Source organism: Acidobacteriota bacterium, from assembly GCA_009691245.1.
Taxonomy (GTDB): domain Bacteria; phylum Acidobacteriota; class Terriglobia; order 2-12-FULL-54-10; family 2-12-FULL-54-10; genus SHUM01.
In genome coordinates, this window is sequence record SHUM01000038.1 from 17,357 (window position 1) to 34,742 (window position 17,386).

Sequence of the window (17,386 nt, forward strand, 5' to 3'; positions counted from 1 at the left end):
GCGTTCGTCGCCGGTGTAAAGCACCGGGGGCGACGCGCTGCCGCACTGCGGAGTCTGCGGGCGTATTTGCTATAATTCCTCGTACTCATTTCATTTGACTGCGGTCGATCCGGCGTGATGACGATGGCTCGACGGGAAAATTCTCATGGGATTCCGTTTTAATATTTTATTTTTTCTGATCTTATTCAACGCACTGCCTATCTTCGCGCTGGTGCGCAGCGTTCGTGTCTGGGCGGCCCCAGAGCGTCGCCGACGGATTTTGTGGTGCTCGCTGGCGATCATTCTACTGATCAATTTGCCCATCAGCATTTTTTGGTACCGCTCGATATACAACAATCTCTATCTATTCCCCGCCACTTTTTTGAGATTCAGTTTCTATCCCACGGTGGCGTGGCAAAGTTCGGCGGTGTTATTCACTTTGCTAGCGGGGCCGGTGTTTCTTGTGTGGGCCGCGGTATTGGCGATACGTTTAGCGGCCAAAGCCCTGCGCGCGCCAACAGCGGATCCCCGCACCGCCGCGCCTCTTTCACACAGCGAGGCGACCCCGCCAAGTTCCAGCAGCGCATTCGGATCGCCGCTGACTCACCGTGTGCTGTCGCGTCGCGCCCTGCTGACCGGCGGGCCTGGGTTGATTGTTCCGGCGATGACGCTGGGGCTGAGCGCGAAGATGTTTCTGGATGATGAGGTGGACATCTCGCGGGAGATGACCATCCCCATGCCGCATCTGCCTCGTTCGCTTGATGGCATGACCATCGTACAACTTTCCGACCTCCACGCCGGCCCCTACATTCGCCGCAAGGAGATCGCATATTGGGTTCACTTGGCGAATGAGTTGAAGCCTGATCTGGTGGTTCTGACCGGTGATATGATTGACCGCAATATGGACAGCTTGCCGGATTTGCTGGAAGGTCTGAGGGGCCTGCGCCCGTCGTTAGGACAAGCACCGGGATTGGGGGCACCGCAAGGCGCGCCACCCTTGGGAGTGCCGCCCTTGGGAGTAATTGCCGTGTTGGGCAATCACGATTTGTCCTCCGACCCATCTTCCACGCGCGGAAATTTACAAGGCGGCGAGCGAATCGCGCAGGCCATGCAGTCCATCGGCATCCGCACGCTCCGCAACGAAGTGCTGCATATTGGTGCAAGCGGCCCTGACCTGAGCAATGACCTGAGCCGTGGGCAGGACCGGCTGGCGGTGCTGGGCATGGACTGGGTGCGGCGGCGCGATGGCGACAATTTCTTCGCCTATCACGGCACGGAGACGTATGAGAAACTTCGTCAACTGACCGCGCAAGTGCAGCCGGAGACGCCCACGCTGTTGCTGGCGCATCATCCCGACACGTTCGCGGAAATCAAAGCAGCGGCGCTGGCCAAGGAGTTCTCCATCGGGCTGACACTTTCTGGTCACACGCACGGCGGTGGCCAGGTGGTCTTCTTCCAGTGGGCGGGGAAAAGCGTGGGGCTGACCTCGGTGCAGTTCCAATATGTGAGCGGACTGTTCCAGGAAGCGGGCTGCCATCTCTACGTCAATCGCGGACTGGGCTACTTCGGCGTGCCCATCCGCATTAACTGCCCGCCAGAGATCAGCCGCTTCAAGCTGGTCCGCGCCTGATGGTGCGCGCGGCACCGTCACGCGCAATCACACACGCAATCACTTCACCGGGACTTTTTGCTTTAGTTCCTCGAACCAGTTCAGGACCACGTTGATCTGCGTCAGCGAGGTTTGCTGCTGCTCGGGGGGCTTCATCATCAGGAAGCGCTGGCCGTCGGGCGAGACGGAGTAGAACGCGCCGGTTTGCGCTCCGGGACTGTACTTGCCTTCAAACAGCAGGCGGGGCTTGCCGGTGCTGAAGGTAGGCTCCGTCTGGTACTCCACCACCATCATTTTCTCCTTCTGCGCGCCCGCGCGGAAGAACAACTCATGGCCCTTGGGCGACCACATGTGTTCCGTACCACCTTCGGTGGAGATTTGCCACTTGCCGCCGGGGCCGGGGAACGGACGAACGTAAATTTCCAGACGTCCGGATTCATCCGAGCCATAAGCCACCCAATGGCCATCCGGGGAAATTTGTCCGGAGGCCTCCAGAAACGGTGTCTGGAGAAACACCTGCGGTTTGCGGTCGCCCTCCAGCGACATCCACCACAGGTCGCTTCCTGTCTTGGGAGCGACCTCCGTGAAGAGGCTGATCCGGCCATCTGAGGAGATGGTGCCCGCTCTCTGAAGATTAGGGCTGGTGGTCAGGCGCTCTTCGGGACCGCTGCCATCCGCCGCCTTCCAAAACAGGTTGGTAGGCCCTGCCCGATTGGATGGGAAGACCACGCGCTTGCTGTCCGGCGTCCAGATGGCCGCTGTTCCGGCGTTGCCGTCCTCGAAGGTGAAGCGCGTCAGCGTGTCCCGGGCGAGGTCGTAGAGCCAGACGTCGTTGCCGATGCCCACGGACACCTTCGTGCCATCGGGCGAGAGCCGGGGCGCGCGATAAGGACGTGGCGGGCAGCGCTTGCGAGACTCCTTGCCGGTTCACCCATACCAGATTTGCATTGGCCAATTGGGCTGTCCCGGCAACGTAAATAAGTGAGCCGGTGTTGGAGACGCTGTACTGCGCGACTCCTGTGGCAGTGTTGCCAAGAACTGCTTCGATCACCGGCGCTGGATTGCCCTTCACTTCCAGCGTCACCGGGTCAAAGGGCACCGCCATCAGCGTTCCGGCGCGGTAGTAGATTAGCTGGCCGGTAGGCCCTGTGGGAACATAGTGCGCATAGGTTCCGCCCCGGATCAGGACTTTTGCTTCCTTCGAGCCAACCTGCTGCACGGCGATTTGAGCATCATCAGTGTTGGTTGACGTGGCAACGGTAAACAGAACGGTCTTGCCATCCGGCAGGAACTGCGGCCAGCGGTGGGTGAGTTCGCCCGGCTGCAAGGTGGTGAATGGCTCGGTCTCGCCTCCGGCCGAGGCAACCCGCATTAGTCCTGACGCGCTCGTGCCGAAAATGATCGTGCCGTCTTCCGCCCAAGTCCCGCCGCGAGCCGGGGAAGCCACTACAGGGCCAAGCGTCAGGGCCGCTCCACCGCTGACGGAAATCTTTTTTAGCAATCCGCCGGAAAAGAATCCGAGCCACTCGCCGTCCGGAGAGAAGAAAGGATTGATAGCGCCGTCCGTTCCGGCGAGGGCCGTGGTCGCCAGCGAGTCTATTGACCGAACATGAATTTGAGAGTTAGCCCCGTTTCCGGCGTTTCCGGCAATGTAGGCGAGGCGGCGGCCGTCCGGTGAAATCGCCAGCAAATGCTGCCCGGCGGTAACGGCCGCATCGATATTCAACATCGTGTTCGGCGGCAGCGCGGAGACGAACCGCTCGACGGGGCGCGCCCCACCCGCCTGCTGCTCGCCGCGGGTGCCGGGCCGGTTCATGGCGATGACGGCGGCGATGACGCCTGCGGCGGCCAGCCCCCAGGGAATCCAGTTGCCGGTGATGTTAGCGGCCACCGTTCCGAACTGCTCCTGGACGTAGTGGACGACGTGGACCGTTACCATGACGCCGTAGAGCAGCAGGAACACGGCGGACGAGATGTTGATGGCTAGGCGGAAGAAGGGTTGTTCGGTGTGCAGCCAGCGCTCGAAGGCGAACTCGACGGCGAAGCCGACGACCAGGATGATGGCGTCCTGCAAAAGGATGCGCAGCAGGGCGAAGATTTCGCCAAGCATCCCGACCGTCTGGTGGCGCACGTTGCCGCGCAGTTGCTCCCATTCCTAGGGGCCGGAATTGTGCGGGGCGTGTTGCGGAGAATTGTCCGGCGCAGTGTGCATCAGCGATACCAGTGGTTACGGGTGCGAGAGTCGGGGATGATTATATGCGGATTGCAGGCGGCGCAAAAGAGAAAAATGCCGCGCGTGACAGTGCCGTCGCGCGGCACTGTGTCGCGCAACGTCATTACCTGGCGCCGCAATGCAACAGGGAAATCTGGATGATTCCGCGGAACAGGAAAATTTGGCGTGCGCCTGGGTTATGCGGAGTGATACTTGGGGCTGGGCCGCGAGTCTGGACGAACCGTCCGCGTCATTGGCCGCTTACGGAATGACGTTGATGAACGTGGTGTTGGTTGGCTGCACCCCGGAATCCAGGCGAACGCTGAGGAGGCCAGTTTGTCCGGCTGGCACCATGAAATTGATCTGGTAGCGTCCCACGGACCCCGGCACGAGGTTGGCTGAGCGCACCTCAGAGGTGGCATTGCCCACGCGAACAACTGGATTGATCGTAGTCCGCGCGACAGGGAAAGATGGCGCGCCCTGTCCGGCGGGCACCGCGGGGGATACGGAACCAAGGCCGTAGGAGTACAGAACCAGTTCCTCGCCGACGCGCGCTGGAGCCGTTTCGCTCACTCGCAATCCGTTGCCGTGGGTAACCGCCTCGGTGCTGGCGCCTACGATACCGGGGTTGGTATCGGCTCGTGCCACGCGCATGGTTGCCTCGCCGTCATTCGTGCGAACCGTGATCTGAGTGAATGGCCCGGTCAGCCCGTAGGGAATCTGGAAATCCAGCCGAGTGGGGGAGACGGAGAACAGCGGTGCGGGAACGTCATTCACCAGAATCGTAGTGCCTGCCATCCCCGTCGGCAGGGGCAGGGAGTTGCCCACGGCGGCGGAAGTGGAAGCCATGTTGGCTCCCAGCAAGGAACTGATCATTCCCGGCGTGGCCGGAGCAACTTCACCGCTGGCCGCATTAGTGAGCAGCGCGGATCGCGGCGCGCTCAACGCAGGTTGATTGGTGGAGATGGCGAATACTCCACGGCCATGCGTGGCCGCGGCGATCAGCCCGGTGGCGGGATTCTGCGCTAGGCCCAGCACCACCACGTTGGGCAGCCCGTCGCGCATCGCCGACCATGTGCCATCCTCCAAGCGGACAAATACGCCGATGTCCGTGCCCACGTAGATAGTTGACGGATTAACGGCGTCGAGCATCACCGCATTGACGGGAATGTCGGGCAGGTTGGCGCTGATGTCCACCCAGGTCTCGCCGAAATTCTCGGTGCGAAATACATGGCCGGTCCCAAATCCGGAGAGCGTCGCGACGGCGCGGCCCGGATAAACGGGTTCAATGGCGATGGAGGTTACGAAGCGATTGGGCAGAGCGGCGGTGGCGCGCCAGTTTGCTCCGTTGTCGAGCGTTACCATCACGCGGGCGTTGCTGGTGCCTGCAAACAATACTCGGGAGTCGGTGGGCGCCACGGCCAGCGCACTGATGGTGGCCGTGGCGCCGCCCGTCAGATCGCTGGACAGCGGTGTCCAGGAGTCGCCGCGATTGGTACTCCGCCAGATGCGTTGCGTGGCAAAGTAGAGAGTGGACGACTGCGAGGGGTCAGCCAAAAACGGTGGATAAAACTGAACGCGATCTGATCCGTCTAATCCTTCCGCAATCAACTGGAAGGTCTTGCCTCCATCAACCGAGCGGCGCAGCGAGTGCCGCCGAGCCACGGTGAAGATAGTCTGCGGATTCTCCCGATCATAGAACACCGCGCCGGAGTCGCCGGGCCGGCCCTGTTCCCATAACATCGAGCCAGCGTAGAGCGCCGTGCCGTTATCCTGCGTGCCTCCGACCGCCAGACTTGGATTGGTGGGATGCAGTGCGACGGATTGGAATAGTCCAGCGCCCAGGGTCTGATTGACGCTGAGGAAACTGCGCCCGGAGTCGGACGTGCGCCACACGCCGCTGTCGCCGATCAGATAGAATGTGGCCGGGTCGGAAGGGTCGAACACGATGTCGCGCGGGTCTTCATGCAACCGCGCCGGCGTGCTGACATCTTCCCAAGTCGCCCCGAAATCCGCCGACCGCCACAGCTTGATGCCTCCGACATAGACCACTCCAGGCGTGCGCGGGTCGGTGCGGACCAACGCGTTAAAGAGTCCCTGACCTTGGCCGTCCTCGCTGAACAGGTCGGCGGGAAGGTTGCCGATCTGACTCCAGTTGGTTCCGCCATTAACCGAGCGGAACAGGCCCTGGAGGTTATAATCGGTGGCTCGGACAATCAGCGCAAATAAGATATTGGGATCGGACGGAGCAATGGTCAGCGATATACGGCCCATGCTTCCGGATTCAGCCAGTCCATTGACAAGGCGCGTCCATGTCTCGCCGCCATCGGTGGAGCGGAAGATGCCGTTGTCCGGTCCGCCGTTGAAATTGCCCACGGCGGCATAGGCGATGTTGCTGTCCAGCGGATGGATGGCCAGGTCGGTGATGGCGCCGCGCAGCACCACGCGCCAAGTCAGTCCATTGTCGGAGGTCTTCCACAGCGCCGTGGAACGACCGATGAAGATCGTTCCCTGGCGACGACTATCAAACTTAATCAACGAGGTGGGTGAAGTAAGAAATGCTTCCGGGTTGACGCGGTTCCAACTTATGCCACCGTCGCCGGAGCGGTAAACACCCGCGCCATAATAGCAGTCGCGGCAAAAGTTTAACTCGCCGGTTCCGTACCAAACTTCGCTGGTAAATGGATCGACGCCCACCGCGCCGGAGGCGAGTGACGGCAGATTGTCCGTGAGCGGTGTCCAACGTCCGCCGCGATTGACTGATTTCCATACACCGCCGCCCGCCGCCGCGACATAAAGAGTCGAGGGATTGCGCGGGTCGATGGCCAGACTGTTGATGCGACCGCTGACGGTGTCATCGAGCGAAGAGTTGATCGCGCTCGGGCCCATCTCAAACCAGCGGCCATTGGTGATGGCAGGCACCGAGCCGTCTTCCAAAGATGACGTGCCGCCGCCAATGGTGGCGTTGCTCAGGGCGCTAACGCTGAACCCATCCATGCCGGCCTTACGAATCCCGGTTGCCGCCTTGTCTCGCTGGCTGATGGCGCGCACCAGTGCGTCATTGGGAATATAGCCCAGCCCGTACATGCGCTGGCCGTAGAACCATTGTTCCCACTGCTCTGGAATTTGATACTGTGCGCGGAGGGGTAGGGCGCAGGCGGACAGGAGGAATATCGTCAGAGTAAAGCCGGCTCCCGCAGGCATCAAACGTCCGAGATGGCACCAAATTCGCATCGATACCCATTACCCCCCGCCGGATGGTATAGCCCAGCGGAACCTATAGAAACACTTCGGCTCGGATACAAGTTGATTACTTTTAGGGACTAACTACGGGGGACGCCGGGGGCGCTCTCCGTTGCTCAATGCGGATAAGAGAATGCTAGCAGTTTTCCAAAATGGGAACAAGACAATTCTGCGTATGGTCAATTTTTGACAAGGGTTTGCAGGTCAGTCAACGAGTTGGTTGTGCCTTTCGTCCGCACGATGCCTTCTTTATCTATGAGCAGTCCGTAAGGCGTGCCGGGAATCCCATAGGTTTCAAATAGTTCGGGGGCCACCGCCAGCGGAAGCGGCGCGCCGCCGCCCAGCTTCTGCGCGTAAGTCCGCGCCTCGCCGTCGGGCGGCTGGTCATGAACGACCAACAGAAGGTTATAGTCCGGGCTTAGGGACGCCGTGAACGGAGCCACGTCGGGAGCCAATTTTCGCACCACGGACATTTCGGCGAAGTGAAAATCAGAACCAGGTGGCGCGGGGACGGTTCGCCCAGAGCGTGCTTTACGCCCTCGATATCCACCACCTCGCGCCGGGGCGCGGGCTTGCCCAGCGGAAGCCCGTCGGGCGGAACTCGGTCCATCAGCAGACCCATGTAGCGGAAAAACGACAAGATTAGCAGCGTCTGAACAATGACGACAATCCATAAGGCGATGTTCGATGCCAGTAGATAAGCTTCCATGGTCCTATGGGGTTTTGATGCGACTCACCATCCGCAGCAATCTGGCCCGCACGTTCAGCAGCTCTTGCACGGCCAGGGGAAAGCACAGCAGTATAGACGGCTGCCAGGATGGTCAGCGACGCGGAGGCAGGATTCCCCCAGCTCAACGCAGGGTTAGCCCGCAGCGCAACGATTCCAATCAGCAGGGAAACGGCCAGCATCAGGGTGTTATGGGCAACATGGCCCCAGCCGATCCGCACCGTTCGCCGGCCGAAGCATTGGCAGTCCAGATTGCGATGCCCGCGCAGCAGGTTTACGACCAGCGCAACAATGAAGGCGGCCAGCAGACTACCCAGCAGAAACGCGCCAAGCCAAACATAGATGCCCGCCAGCAGCAGGACGCCGCCAGCCAGCTCCAGTTACACTACGGCCCAGGCCACGGCTGGCGCCAAGCGAGTCGGGACGATCTGAAAACTGTCCACGGCGCTCTGGAAGGCGCGGCGATCCCAGGCTTTGGAAAGGCCCGCCACAATAAACAGAAGCCCCAGGATGATACGCAAGTAAAGGTATGCGACCGTCATTCCCATGTCTTAAATAGTCCGGCATCAAGCCAAGCCAATCCTGTGCGCCGGTTGGCGCATGGTGACTGCCACGGCAATTCCAACAGTGCCGCGCGCGTGAGCAAGTGGAGGTTGGGCGTTAGCGCGGCCCCCCCGCTCGCTCACGCGCGCGGCTCGGACTGAAGCGAAGCGCTGCCTGGGTGCACACACCACCTTACACACGCTCCGCCGCTTCGGGATGCTAAACGGACATACTACTCAGGGCGGTACTCACATTTGTCGAGATAGTTCGGATCCCCTGCATTAACACAACGCTTACTCTGTCCGCCTTTGCCGGATCTGCACACGTCTCCCTCATTTTTACCTTTACACGGCCCAGCACTATCTACGCCGCAGAAATGATCACAAGCCGCCGCGCGTTTGGGAAGCAGAAGGACAGCGGCCGCTGCCGCCGCCCCCATCCCCATCTTGCCCACCAACCGCATGAACGAGCGCCGATCTACAGCATTCGCCAATCTCCGCATCAACTGTTCCATTCGGTTTGCTCTTTATTGACGTGAAATATACGCAGCATAAACTCCCGCCGCGAATGGGTACAGAGGCAATCTAGTCCCGCAAAGGAGAGGGTCAATCCGAATATCCAAATATTACGCAGGATTGGTCCTATACGTACTAGGACTGGCGAGGATCACGCGACACGGCGGCGCCCGCCGCTCTTCATGCGCTTAGGAGGCCAGTTTCTTTGCGGCGTCCAGCGCGGCGTCGAAGTTGACCTGCTCGCTCACTTCCTTCACGTATTCGACATAACGGACCGTATCGTCCTTGTCGAGTACGAATACGGTGCGTGCTTCGAGCAGAATTTCCTGAATCAGCACGCCGTAGGCCGTGCCGAAATTGCGGTCGCGATAGTCGGAGAGCGTGCGGACTTTATCCACGCCCGCCGCGCCGCACCAGCGCTTCTGCGCCATGGGCAGGTCCACGCTGACGGTGAGAATCTCGACACCCGGCAGCTTCGCTGCTTCCTCATTGAAGCGCCGTGTCTCGGTGTCGCACACCGGCGTGTCCAGCGAGGGCACCACGGCGATGATGCGCACCTTGCCCGTGGTGTCCGCCAGCGTAACCGGCTTCATGTCATTGCCGGTCAGCGTAAAATTCGGGGCCTTGTCTCCCACCTTGATCTCCGGGCCAACCAGAGTCATTGCGTTGCCACGCAGCGTAACCGCACCTTTACGTTCCATATTAAGTTGCTCCTCCTGTGATGAACTGTTTCGCCTGATTAACCTGCCAGTATAGCCGCTCGAATCCATACTTGAAAGTACAATTAGGTCATGTCAGCCCCGCCATGCCGCCATGCCTATCGTGAACGGCAGAGCCCCATCAGCAACGCGATGCGCCCCCCCCGCCCGAATGCACGTCCGGATTCTGCCGAGAACGTGCCTTATCTCCAAGCTAGCGGCTGAGGAAGCTTGCTCCCTTAACCCCCAATATGGCTCATTGCCTTTGCACAATTGGCTGTATATACTCTCACCATCCCCTCAGTACAGTGAATGGTCTGCAGGAGGCGGGATCATGAGAAACACTCTGGCGCTGGCAGCGCTTCTGCTGATCGCATCCCTAACTCCGCAGTCTTGTCTGAACGCGGCAGAGCCGAAGTGGAGACGACTCACTACCGCCAACTTTGAGTTACTGACTACCGAGGGCGACCGCCGCGCGCGGGCCGCGCTGCTACATTTCGAGCAGGTGCGCAGTTTCTTCCTGAAAGTAGGCATCAAGGAGCCGGTCTCGGAGAGCAAGACGCTCATTGTGGCCTTCCAGTCGGAAAAGGAGTTCAAGCCTTACCGGCCCACGGAGTCCGCAGCGGCATACTATCAACGCGGTTATGACCGCGACTATATCGTGATGCAGGAGCTCAGTCCCGATTTCCTGTCCGGAGCCACGCACGAGTACGTGCATCTGCTGGTGCAGCACTCCGGAATGCGATTGCCGGCATGGTTGAATGAAGGCTTGGCGGATTTCTACTCCACCATGACGCCGGTAGGGAAGAAAGTAAAAGTGGGTGAGATTATCCCCGGCCGCATATATTCCTTCCGCGAGAGCAAGATGCTGGATTTGCCCACGCTATTTACCGTGGACCACGATTCGCCCTATTACAACGAGCGTGACCGCACCCAGATTTTCTACGCGCAAAGCTGGGCACTGACACACATGCTGATGCTGTCGGAAACCTATCGACCGAAGTACGGCGAGTGGATGAGCGCGTTGGTCGCCGGCAAGTCCCATGAAGAAGCGTTTCAATCCGCCTACGGCCAGACCCTGGCTACGGTTGAGAAGAGCCTGAACTCTTATTTTCGAGCGGCAACGTACAACTACGCACTCTTTGACACGCAACTGGAGAAGTCCGCCGAGGAGCCTGCGATCGAAATCGTCAGCGCCTTGGAGTCAGGACTGGCTCTGGCCTCCATCATGGGTGCGGGACCCAAGGCCGATGAGGCCCGGGAGTTGCTGGTGGGCCTCGAGAAAAAATTTCCAGATGATCATCGCATTCCGGCTGCGCTGGGCTACCTGGCATTGCGGGAGCATCCTAATCCGGATGAGGCCATGGCGCGCGAGCAGTTCGCCAAGGCCATCGCCATGAACAGCCCCGAGGTGCGGCTGCTGGTGGATTACGCGCGGCTGCTGGAAAATGAAACGCGGGCCGATGGAGAAGGCGGGCTGCGGGAACGCGGCGCGGCCCGGGATAGCCGCTCGATGCCGGTGCTGCTAAGGGCGCTGGAAATGCGCCCCACGCAGTACGAGGTCTGCTATGACCTGGCCCGGATGCTGTTCAACGAAAATGCCTTCGCGCAAGCGATTATCGCGCTGCAGCCGCTAAAGTCGCTCACCCGTGAGCAGGGGCGGCAAATCTTTCGTCTGCTGGCCTACCTGTACCTGCAGGTGAAACAGCCCACCGACGCCAAGTCCGCCGCAGAGAGGTTGCGCGGCATTTCCCAAACTCCTGAAGAGATTGCCGAGGCCTAAAGTGTCGTCGAGTTTGTCGCCAATCCGGGATGCCCCGGATGGCCCGCAACCAGCCAAGCAACGATCCGCTCAATGATTCGGAGCAGGGGGACGCAGTCGAGACTGGATACTCCGATTCGTCTGAGGAGCTTCCTCGTCTACGCCGCCGGGAGCCGATGGTTGCGGGGTATGTGGAGCAGGTTGCCCCGCAGGAACCGACTGAAAGCGCCGAAGGGGAATTGCAGAACTTCGAATGCATGGACGGCAAGGTGCGGCTAACCATGCTGGCGGGCGGGAAAAAACTGTCGCTGATGCTGGTGGACCCCGAGAACGTCCACATCCGTGGAACGGGTACCGCTACGCTTGACTTAACCTGCGGACCGCAGAACCCGGTGCCGGTGAAGATCGAGTATGTCCCGGAGCCGGACGCCAAGCTAGGCACGGCCGGGGTGATCAAGGCGATTATCTTTACGGGAAAGCCGGCGCTGTAAGCTAGAGCTGCTTCAGCAACTCCTGCGCCTTGGCGGCGAATTCACTTTGGGGAAACTCGGAGACCACCGCGCCGAGGCTCTTCCTCGCTTTGTCCTTCTTTTCGTCCAGCGCGTAGCCCTGGCCTGCGCCCAGCAGATACGTCGCGCGATTGGCGCTCTTGGAGAAATCCTTTAAGCACTTCTCGAATGTCGCGGCGGCGGTCTTGCCGTCCATTAATTCCAGAGCGTTCTTGCCGATGGCGAACATCGCGGTTTCGCGCTTCGCGGCATCTTTCTTTAGATTATTCTGCTTGAGGGCGCGGGTGTAGAAGTCGTTGCTGGATTCATAGAAGCCGGTCTGGCGCATCTCGACGGCCATGGCCACCAGGCCGTCGGCGCTATTGTTGTCTTCCTGAAGACCGCGATCGAGACGGTTGATCTCCGCCACATCTTTGGGCAGAGCTTTCAGCACCATGATGAGATTTTCTTTCTCCAGAATGCCGCGATGATAGAACAGCTTGGTGCCGTAGGAGTTGGTGAACAGCATAAAGGGCAGCGCGGGGATGCTGTATTTACGCGCCAACTCCTGCTGCATGTCGAAATGAATCTTCACGCTAACGACATGCTCATTGATCGCTGCGATCACTTCCGGGTCGGGATAGACGTCGGCGTCCATCACTTTGCAGGCCGTGCACCAGTCGGCCCAGAAATCCACCATCATGATCTTGTTCTCTTTGAGGGCGGTCTCGCTGGCCTTCTCGATGTCATTGAACCAGTAGATGCCGCCCGGCTCTTCGGCGCGCAGCAGGTTGCCGGATGCAGCAGCAAACAGGATGGCCAGCGTCAGTGTAATTTTTGTGCGCAGGATGGATTTCAGCATGACGTTTCCTCTAATTGATTTCTTATTGCTGCTCGCTCGGTGAGGTGGCGGCGGGTGTGGCAGAAGATACGCCGGACTGCTTCAATCCGTCGATGCCTTCCAGTAATTTATTGCGTGCCTGGAGAATAGTTCGGCCCAGCGTTATGCGCGGACCAGGCTCGGCTTCCAGTTTAATCTCCGGCCACTCCGCGTCCGGCCCGTAAAGATAAAACGCGTCCCACTGAATTGGCCCCTTGGGCGGCAACTCCTGGACCACTTCCTTGAACCACTTGCCGGTCTCTTTTTTGCTGTCCCAATAGTGCGACACGCGCTTGTCCGGCAGTATCTTCCGTGCGGTGGGAAACGCCTCCGGGGTGTCGCTCTTAATCATCGAGTACCAGATCGTATAGACCTTGAGATTCAGATCAGGATTCTTCTTGAGCACATAGTCCTGTATCCACTGGGCACCGCCCAGGCAACCCATTCAGGTGGGCGAGACCAGCACCACCAGCCGCGGCACGCCCTTGTCCTTGTTGAACTGCTCGCGGACATCCTCGAGCACGCCGGCCTGCGCGCTGGCGATCACCGCGGGAGCGATGCTCATGGCCAGCAGCAGAATCAACGGGAGAAGAAAGTCCTGGGTTCGGCGGGTCGTCGAATGCACGGTCATTCCCTTTACGCCATTTGCTGTAGAGCGAGTTTGCCTGGGTAGCCACGGTCAGTGTTTTTCTGGTCGTGGGGTTTCCGCTGTGGTTCACAATCCCACGGCGAGAAAGGCGCTCACCGTGGCTGCCAGCGCTTCCTGTACCCATCCATAAAGATGGTCCAGAACACCGGCTGGCGGCCTACTTGGTCGTCTTTAACCCTTCGGTCTTGGCGGTTTCCAGATTGTCGAGATTTCTGCCGTAGAGCAGATTGTTCATCTGCTCATTCCAGCCGATGGCGAACCAGGCCTTCAGCAACTCCAACTGTTTGGGCGTAAGCTTCACCGCGGCGTCCTGAAACAACTGTAGCGTGGCCACATCCACCGCCTTGTTGTACTTGCGCGCCCAGACGGTCCACTCTTCGGCGTCTGCTCCCTTCAGGCCCAGGATCGCGGCGGTGCCGTGCGTACACACCTGTCCGGTCTTCATCGTGGGGCAGAAGATGGATTCCTTGCCGTCGGCGCGGCTGGTTTCCTTGGCCGCCTCGCTCTTGCTTTCCTTGCTTTGCTCGCTGAACAGGTCCTGCCCAAACGCGGACGTCCCGAACGCGAAGGCAAGCAACGCGACCATTGGCACAAAATTCAAGCTGGTCCGAATCATTTGGTCCTCCTGCGGGTATTGAAATCGCAAAATTGCATATAAGTAGTGGGAGGGTCGGCCCCCGCCATCCCTCCCACATTCTGGGTCGAGTCTAGCATCAAACAGTTCCAAACTCACCCAAACTCGCCTAGTTCAAAATCCGTGACAGTGCCGCGACCGTCAGGGAGCGGGGGTTTGCCAGCATGGAAACCAACCCCCGCTCCCTGACGGTCGCGGCACTGTCACGCAACCAGCCTAGAACTGGAACCGCACTCCCAACTGCACCTGAAACGGCGTCGTCCGCAGCGTGCTGCTGGTGATGTAAGCATTGGTGGCCACATCACGGACGCGCCCGAAGTTGGCGTTCGTGGCGGACACATCCAGGCTGTTGCCGTAAACCTGCTGGGCGGCGCTGATCTCGACGTTATCGAAATCGAGCAGGTTGAAGAACTCTGTCGAGAACGAAAGCGTGCCACGCTCGTTGGGCAGCGTGAACGACTTCTGCACGCGCAGGCTGGTGTCGGCAAATCCGCTGTTGCGGAACGTGTAGCGCGGGATCGGATTACCGTTCTGCAGCGGGCGATCATTATTGTTGCCGTCCCGGTTTGAATCCACGCCGGTGCGCGGGCTGTAGGGACGTCCGGTGTTGAAGCGATTGACGGTGGAAAGCTCGATGCCCTTCGGCAGGAAGAACACTGCGCTCGAAGCAAACTGATGGCGCTGATCAATCTGCGTCCAGCTATATTCGTTGTTCAGGTCGAAGGCGTTCTCATAGAAGGGAGCGCTGACGCCGCCGTTCTCATGCTCGTCATAGCCCTTGTTGAAGCCCAGGGTATAGGAAGCGTCGATGGTGTAGCGCGAACGGCGCAGGCTCATGGAGGCGACCATGCCGCGATAGAATCCGCGAGCCGACGACTCCGTGATGTAGACCTGCGCATACTGTTGGTTGGGACGCAGCGAGTTCAGGCTGGTGGCTGCCGACGGCGTATAGACCGGGCGGCCTGTCGCATCGCGCACGGGAGCGGGCAGGTTGGTGTCGCGGACGCGGTCCATGCGTGTGGTGTTGATGCTGGTGTAGTCAATCGAGGCCGTGAAGCCGCTGGCGATCTGCTGCTCCAGCGCGACGCGATACTGGAACGAGCGGGCCAAACGGAAATCGGGCTGCATGTAATACACTTGAGCGGTGCTGTTGGGCAGGCGGCTGAGTTGATCGGCATTGAACACCGGAAGCGCATTCAGCGCCGCATTGCCGAGGTTGATTCCCTGATTGTTAAACGCGTTGCGGATGTCCGTCAGGTTCGTCAGGTTGACGCTCTTGCCCAGTTCCGGATTGCCGCCGTTGAAAGCGATGGCCTGTTCCCACAGCGTGATGTACGGCGGAGCGTAGAACACACCGGCAGCGGCGCGCAGAACGGTCTTGGCGTCCTGGCGAAGATCCCAGGCCAGGCCCATGCGCGGTCCATACATCTCCTTGTCGTCCTGGATAGGCTCGGTGGCAAACCGGCGCGAAGGCAGAGTGGCCGGCTCGTAGTCAGGCAGCAGAGCCATCTCATAACGGAAGCCGGGGCTTAAGGTCAATCCACGGCCCACGCGCCACTCGTCTTGCAGGTAGAACGCGATCTGGTGCTTGTGTGGCGTGGTGACGCCTGAACCGGCGAACTGCGAGTAGGCGCCGGGAGTACGATCCAGGAACCCTTGCAGGCTGTCGAAGCGATACACGCCGTTATAGCCGGGGTTGAAACGGACCTCGGAATTGACGAGGTTGGCGTCGAAGCCGATCTTCATGGTGTGTGTGCCGGTAACGATCGAGTAGTTATCAATAAACTGATTGCGCCGGTCCGAGAACTTGTATCCGACGTTGCCATAGCTCAGCCCCGTGCCTTGCGGTCCATAGATGGCCAGCGTCTGGCCGGAATTGTTGACCGTGACCTCCGGGCCATCGCCCGGTTCCCAGGGGCGGAATTCGCTGGCCACCGTGTAACGGAACTCATTGACGGTGCGCGGTGAGAGGACCGAGGAAAGCTGCACCATCCCGGTATAGTTCGTGCGATTGCTGGTCGGGGCGGCATTGGTCGCATCGCGGTTGGTGATGGAGCCGGCGCCCAGTCCGTTGGTGTTGATGAACGAGCCAATCACGCCGGTAATCTCGTTGCGCGTGAAATCAAAACGAGTGGTCAGGGTGTTGTTGTCGTTGATGCTGTGGTCCACGCGGTTGACGGTGGACTGCAATTCGCTGTTCGACTTGATGTTTTGCTCGGAAGCGATAGAAAGCAGTGTCTGCCCGCCGACCGTACCGCGCAGGTTTTGCGCATCCAGTTGCTCGTAGAGCACCTGAATGGGTTTGTTGTTGTACTGGAACTCACCGGCGCTGAAGAAGAACGTTTTGTCCTTCCGGATCGGGCCGCCGAAGGAGCCGCCGAACTGGTTGCCATTGGTAATCTGCTCGCGGCCAAAGGGATCGGTCTTGGTCAGCGATTCGTTCCGTCCCAGATAAAAGCCTGAACCGTGGAACTGGTTGGTGCCGGTCTTGGTGGCTAGATTCACGATACCGCCGGTGGAGCGGCCGAACTCGGCGGAGAAGGTGCTGCGGAGCACCTGGAGTTCCCGGATCGACTCCACGGATATTGTCGGCGTCATTTCCACATGGCCGCAGAAGTGCGAGCTGGTGTAATCGCCGCCGTCCACGTTGAAGCTGGTGTAGACGCCCTTTTGTCCGGAGATGGAGAAGCCGCCGCACTCCGGCTCAATCTGCGTCGCGGGCGTCAGCAGAAATAAATTCTTGATCCGGCGTCCCGGCGCGGGAATATTCTGCAACTGAATCTCGGTCAGCACTGCCTTGGAGAATGTTTGCGCCGGTTCAATGACCGTGGCAGCGTCTGCCCTGACGTTCGCCGTTTCGCGGACCGACTTCATGCCCAGGGTGAATGTCGCATTGGCGCGCCCGCCGAGCGAAACGTAAACTTTCTGGCTGGACGCCTCCATGTTGGCTGGCTTCACGGTGACTTCATATTCGCCCACTGGCACTGGGCCGATGGCGTAGCGGCCGGAGCCGTCGGTGGTTACCGTGCGAGTCTGGTTGGTGTCGATATTGCGGGAGACGACTTCCTGTCCCGTCACGGCGGCGCCGGAAGGATCGAGCACCTGCCCGCCGATCTGTCCGCTATTGCCCGATGACTGCGCGAACGCTGTCCCTGTGGCCAGCGACAGGACCATCATCATCAGCAGCGCTGCGTGCTGAAATTGCTTTTGAATCTTCACGGTATTTCCTCCATTTAATGATTGCGGATGACCGGCAACCGGAATCCGGAAAATTGGCGATCAGTAGTCGCCATGGTAGCCACGGTGAACGATTTTCTCGCCGCGAGACTTATCTGCAGAACTCTCAGCCCACGACGCCAAAGCCCACGGCGAGAAAATCGTTCACCGTGGCTACCAGGGCGACTCCGCGTAACCACGGGAACGCAGCGGATTTCGCCTGGAATATCT

At 59.8% G+C, this 17,386-nt stretch carries 15 protein-coding genes; 3 read left to right on the plus strand and 12 right to left on the minus strand.

The genetic code is table 11. The features are described 5' to 3' along the window. Positions 1–145 precede the first annotated feature (145 nt). The gene (locus EXQ56_10120; protein ID MSO20797.1) at positions 146–1,609 is read left to right on the plus strand and encodes a metallophosphoesterase; all 1,464 of its coding nucleotides are present in this window, start codon (positions 146–148) and stop codon (positions 1,607–1,609) included. 39 nt (positions 1,610–1,648) lie between these two features. Here the strand turns inward: EXQ56_10120 and EXQ56_10125 are convergent, their stop codons facing one another. The 7 genes from EXQ56_10125 to EXQ56_10155 form a co-directional block, all read right to left on the minus strand. Continuing rightward, a complete protein-coding gene (locus tag EXQ56_10125; protein MSO20798.1) occupies positions 1,649–2,440 on the minus strand; it encodes a hypothetical protein in 792 nt (263 codons plus the stop codon). Continuing rightward, positions 2,223–3,719, minus strand: a complete 1,497-nt coding sequence (locus EXQ56_10130; GenBank protein MSO20799.1) for a hypothetical protein — start codon at positions 3,717–3,719, stop codon at positions 2,223–2,225. Before EXQ56_10130 ends, EXQ56_10125 begins: the two co-directional genes overlap by 218 nt. A gap of 342 nt (positions 3,720–4,061) precedes the next feature. Continuing rightward, complete coding sequence (locus tag EXQ56_10135; protein MSO20800.1) at positions 4,062–7,034, minus strand: hypothetical protein; 2,973 nt, start codon at positions 7,032–7,034, stop codon at positions 4,062–4,064. 188 nt (positions 7,035–7,222) lie between these two features. Continuing rightward, positions 7,223–7,510, minus strand: coding sequence for a hypothetical protein (locus EXQ56_10140; GenBank protein MSO20801.1), 288 nt, complete (start codon positions 7,508–7,510; stop codon positions 7,223–7,225). Further along, entirely contained in the window at positions 7,462–7,752 is a 291-nt protein-coding gene (locus EXQ56_10145) for a hypothetical protein (GenBank protein MSO20802.1), read from the minus strand. The genes EXQ56_10140 and EXQ56_10145 overlap by 49 nt, the downstream gene beginning before the upstream one ends. Continuing rightward, positions 7,686–8,150, minus strand: a complete 465-nt coding sequence (locus tag EXQ56_10150) for a hypothetical protein (GenBank protein ID MSO20803.1) — start codon at positions 8,148–8,150, stop codon at positions 7,686–7,688. The genes EXQ56_10145 and EXQ56_10150 overlap by 67 nt, the downstream gene beginning before the upstream one ends. Before the next feature lie 866 nt (positions 8,151–9,016). Then, positions 9,017–9,529 carry a thiol peroxidase gene (locus EXQ56_10155; protein MSO20804.1) on the minus strand — a complete coding sequence of 171 codons (513 nt, stop codon included), beginning with the start codon at positions 9,527–9,529 and terminating at the stop codon, positions 9,017–9,019. Between the two features lie 331 nt (positions 9,530–9,860). Between EXQ56_10155 and EXQ56_10160 the strand changes: the two genes are divergently transcribed. Together EXQ56_10160 and EXQ56_10165 are read left to right on the plus strand one after the other, a co-directional pair. Continuing rightward, positions 9,861–11,309 (plus strand): hypothetical protein, encoded by a 1,449-nt coding sequence (locus EXQ56_10160; GenBank protein ID MSO20805.1) that lies wholly within the window; start codon positions 9,861–9,863, stop codon positions 11,307–11,309. Between the two features lie 38 nt (positions 11,310–11,347). Then, on the plus strand, positions 11,348–11,779 hold the full coding sequence (locus EXQ56_10165) for a hypothetical protein (protein MSO20806.1): 432 nt from the start codon (positions 11,348–11,350) through the stop codon (positions 11,777–11,779). Between the two features lies 1 nt (position 11,780). Here EXQ56_10165 and EXQ56_10170 read toward each other — a convergent pair whose 3' ends face one another. From EXQ56_10170 to EXQ56_10190, 5 genes are all read right to left on the minus strand, one after another. Then, positions 11,781–12,638 (minus strand): DUF255 domain-containing protein, encoded by an 858-nt coding sequence (locus tag EXQ56_10170; GenBank protein MSO20807.1) that lies wholly within the window; start codon positions 12,636–12,638, stop codon positions 11,781–11,783. Positions 12,639–12,660: 22 nt separating this feature from the next. After that, on the minus strand, positions 12,661–13,101 hold the full coding sequence (locus tag EXQ56_10175) for a hypothetical protein (protein MSO20808.1): 441 nt from the start codon (positions 13,099–13,101) through the stop codon (positions 12,661–12,663). Beyond that, complete coding sequence (locus tag EXQ56_10180) at positions 13,102–13,287, minus strand: hypothetical protein (protein ID MSO20809.1); 186 nt, start codon at positions 13,285–13,287, stop codon at positions 13,102–13,104. Positions 13,288–13,462: 175 nt separating this feature from the next. Next, positions 13,463–13,921 carry a hypothetical protein gene (locus EXQ56_10185; GenBank protein ID MSO20810.1) on the minus strand — a complete coding sequence of 153 codons (459 nt, stop codon included), beginning with the start codon at positions 13,919–13,921 and terminating at the stop codon, positions 13,463–13,465. 234 nt (positions 13,922–14,155) lie between these two features. Further along, the gene (locus tag EXQ56_10190) at positions 14,156–17,158 is read right to left on the minus strand and encodes a TonB-dependent receptor (GenBank protein ID MSO20811.1); all 3,003 of its coding nucleotides are present in this window, start codon (positions 17,156–17,158) and stop codon (positions 14,156–14,158) included. Between the last annotated feature and the right edge of the window lie 228 nt (positions 17,159–17,386).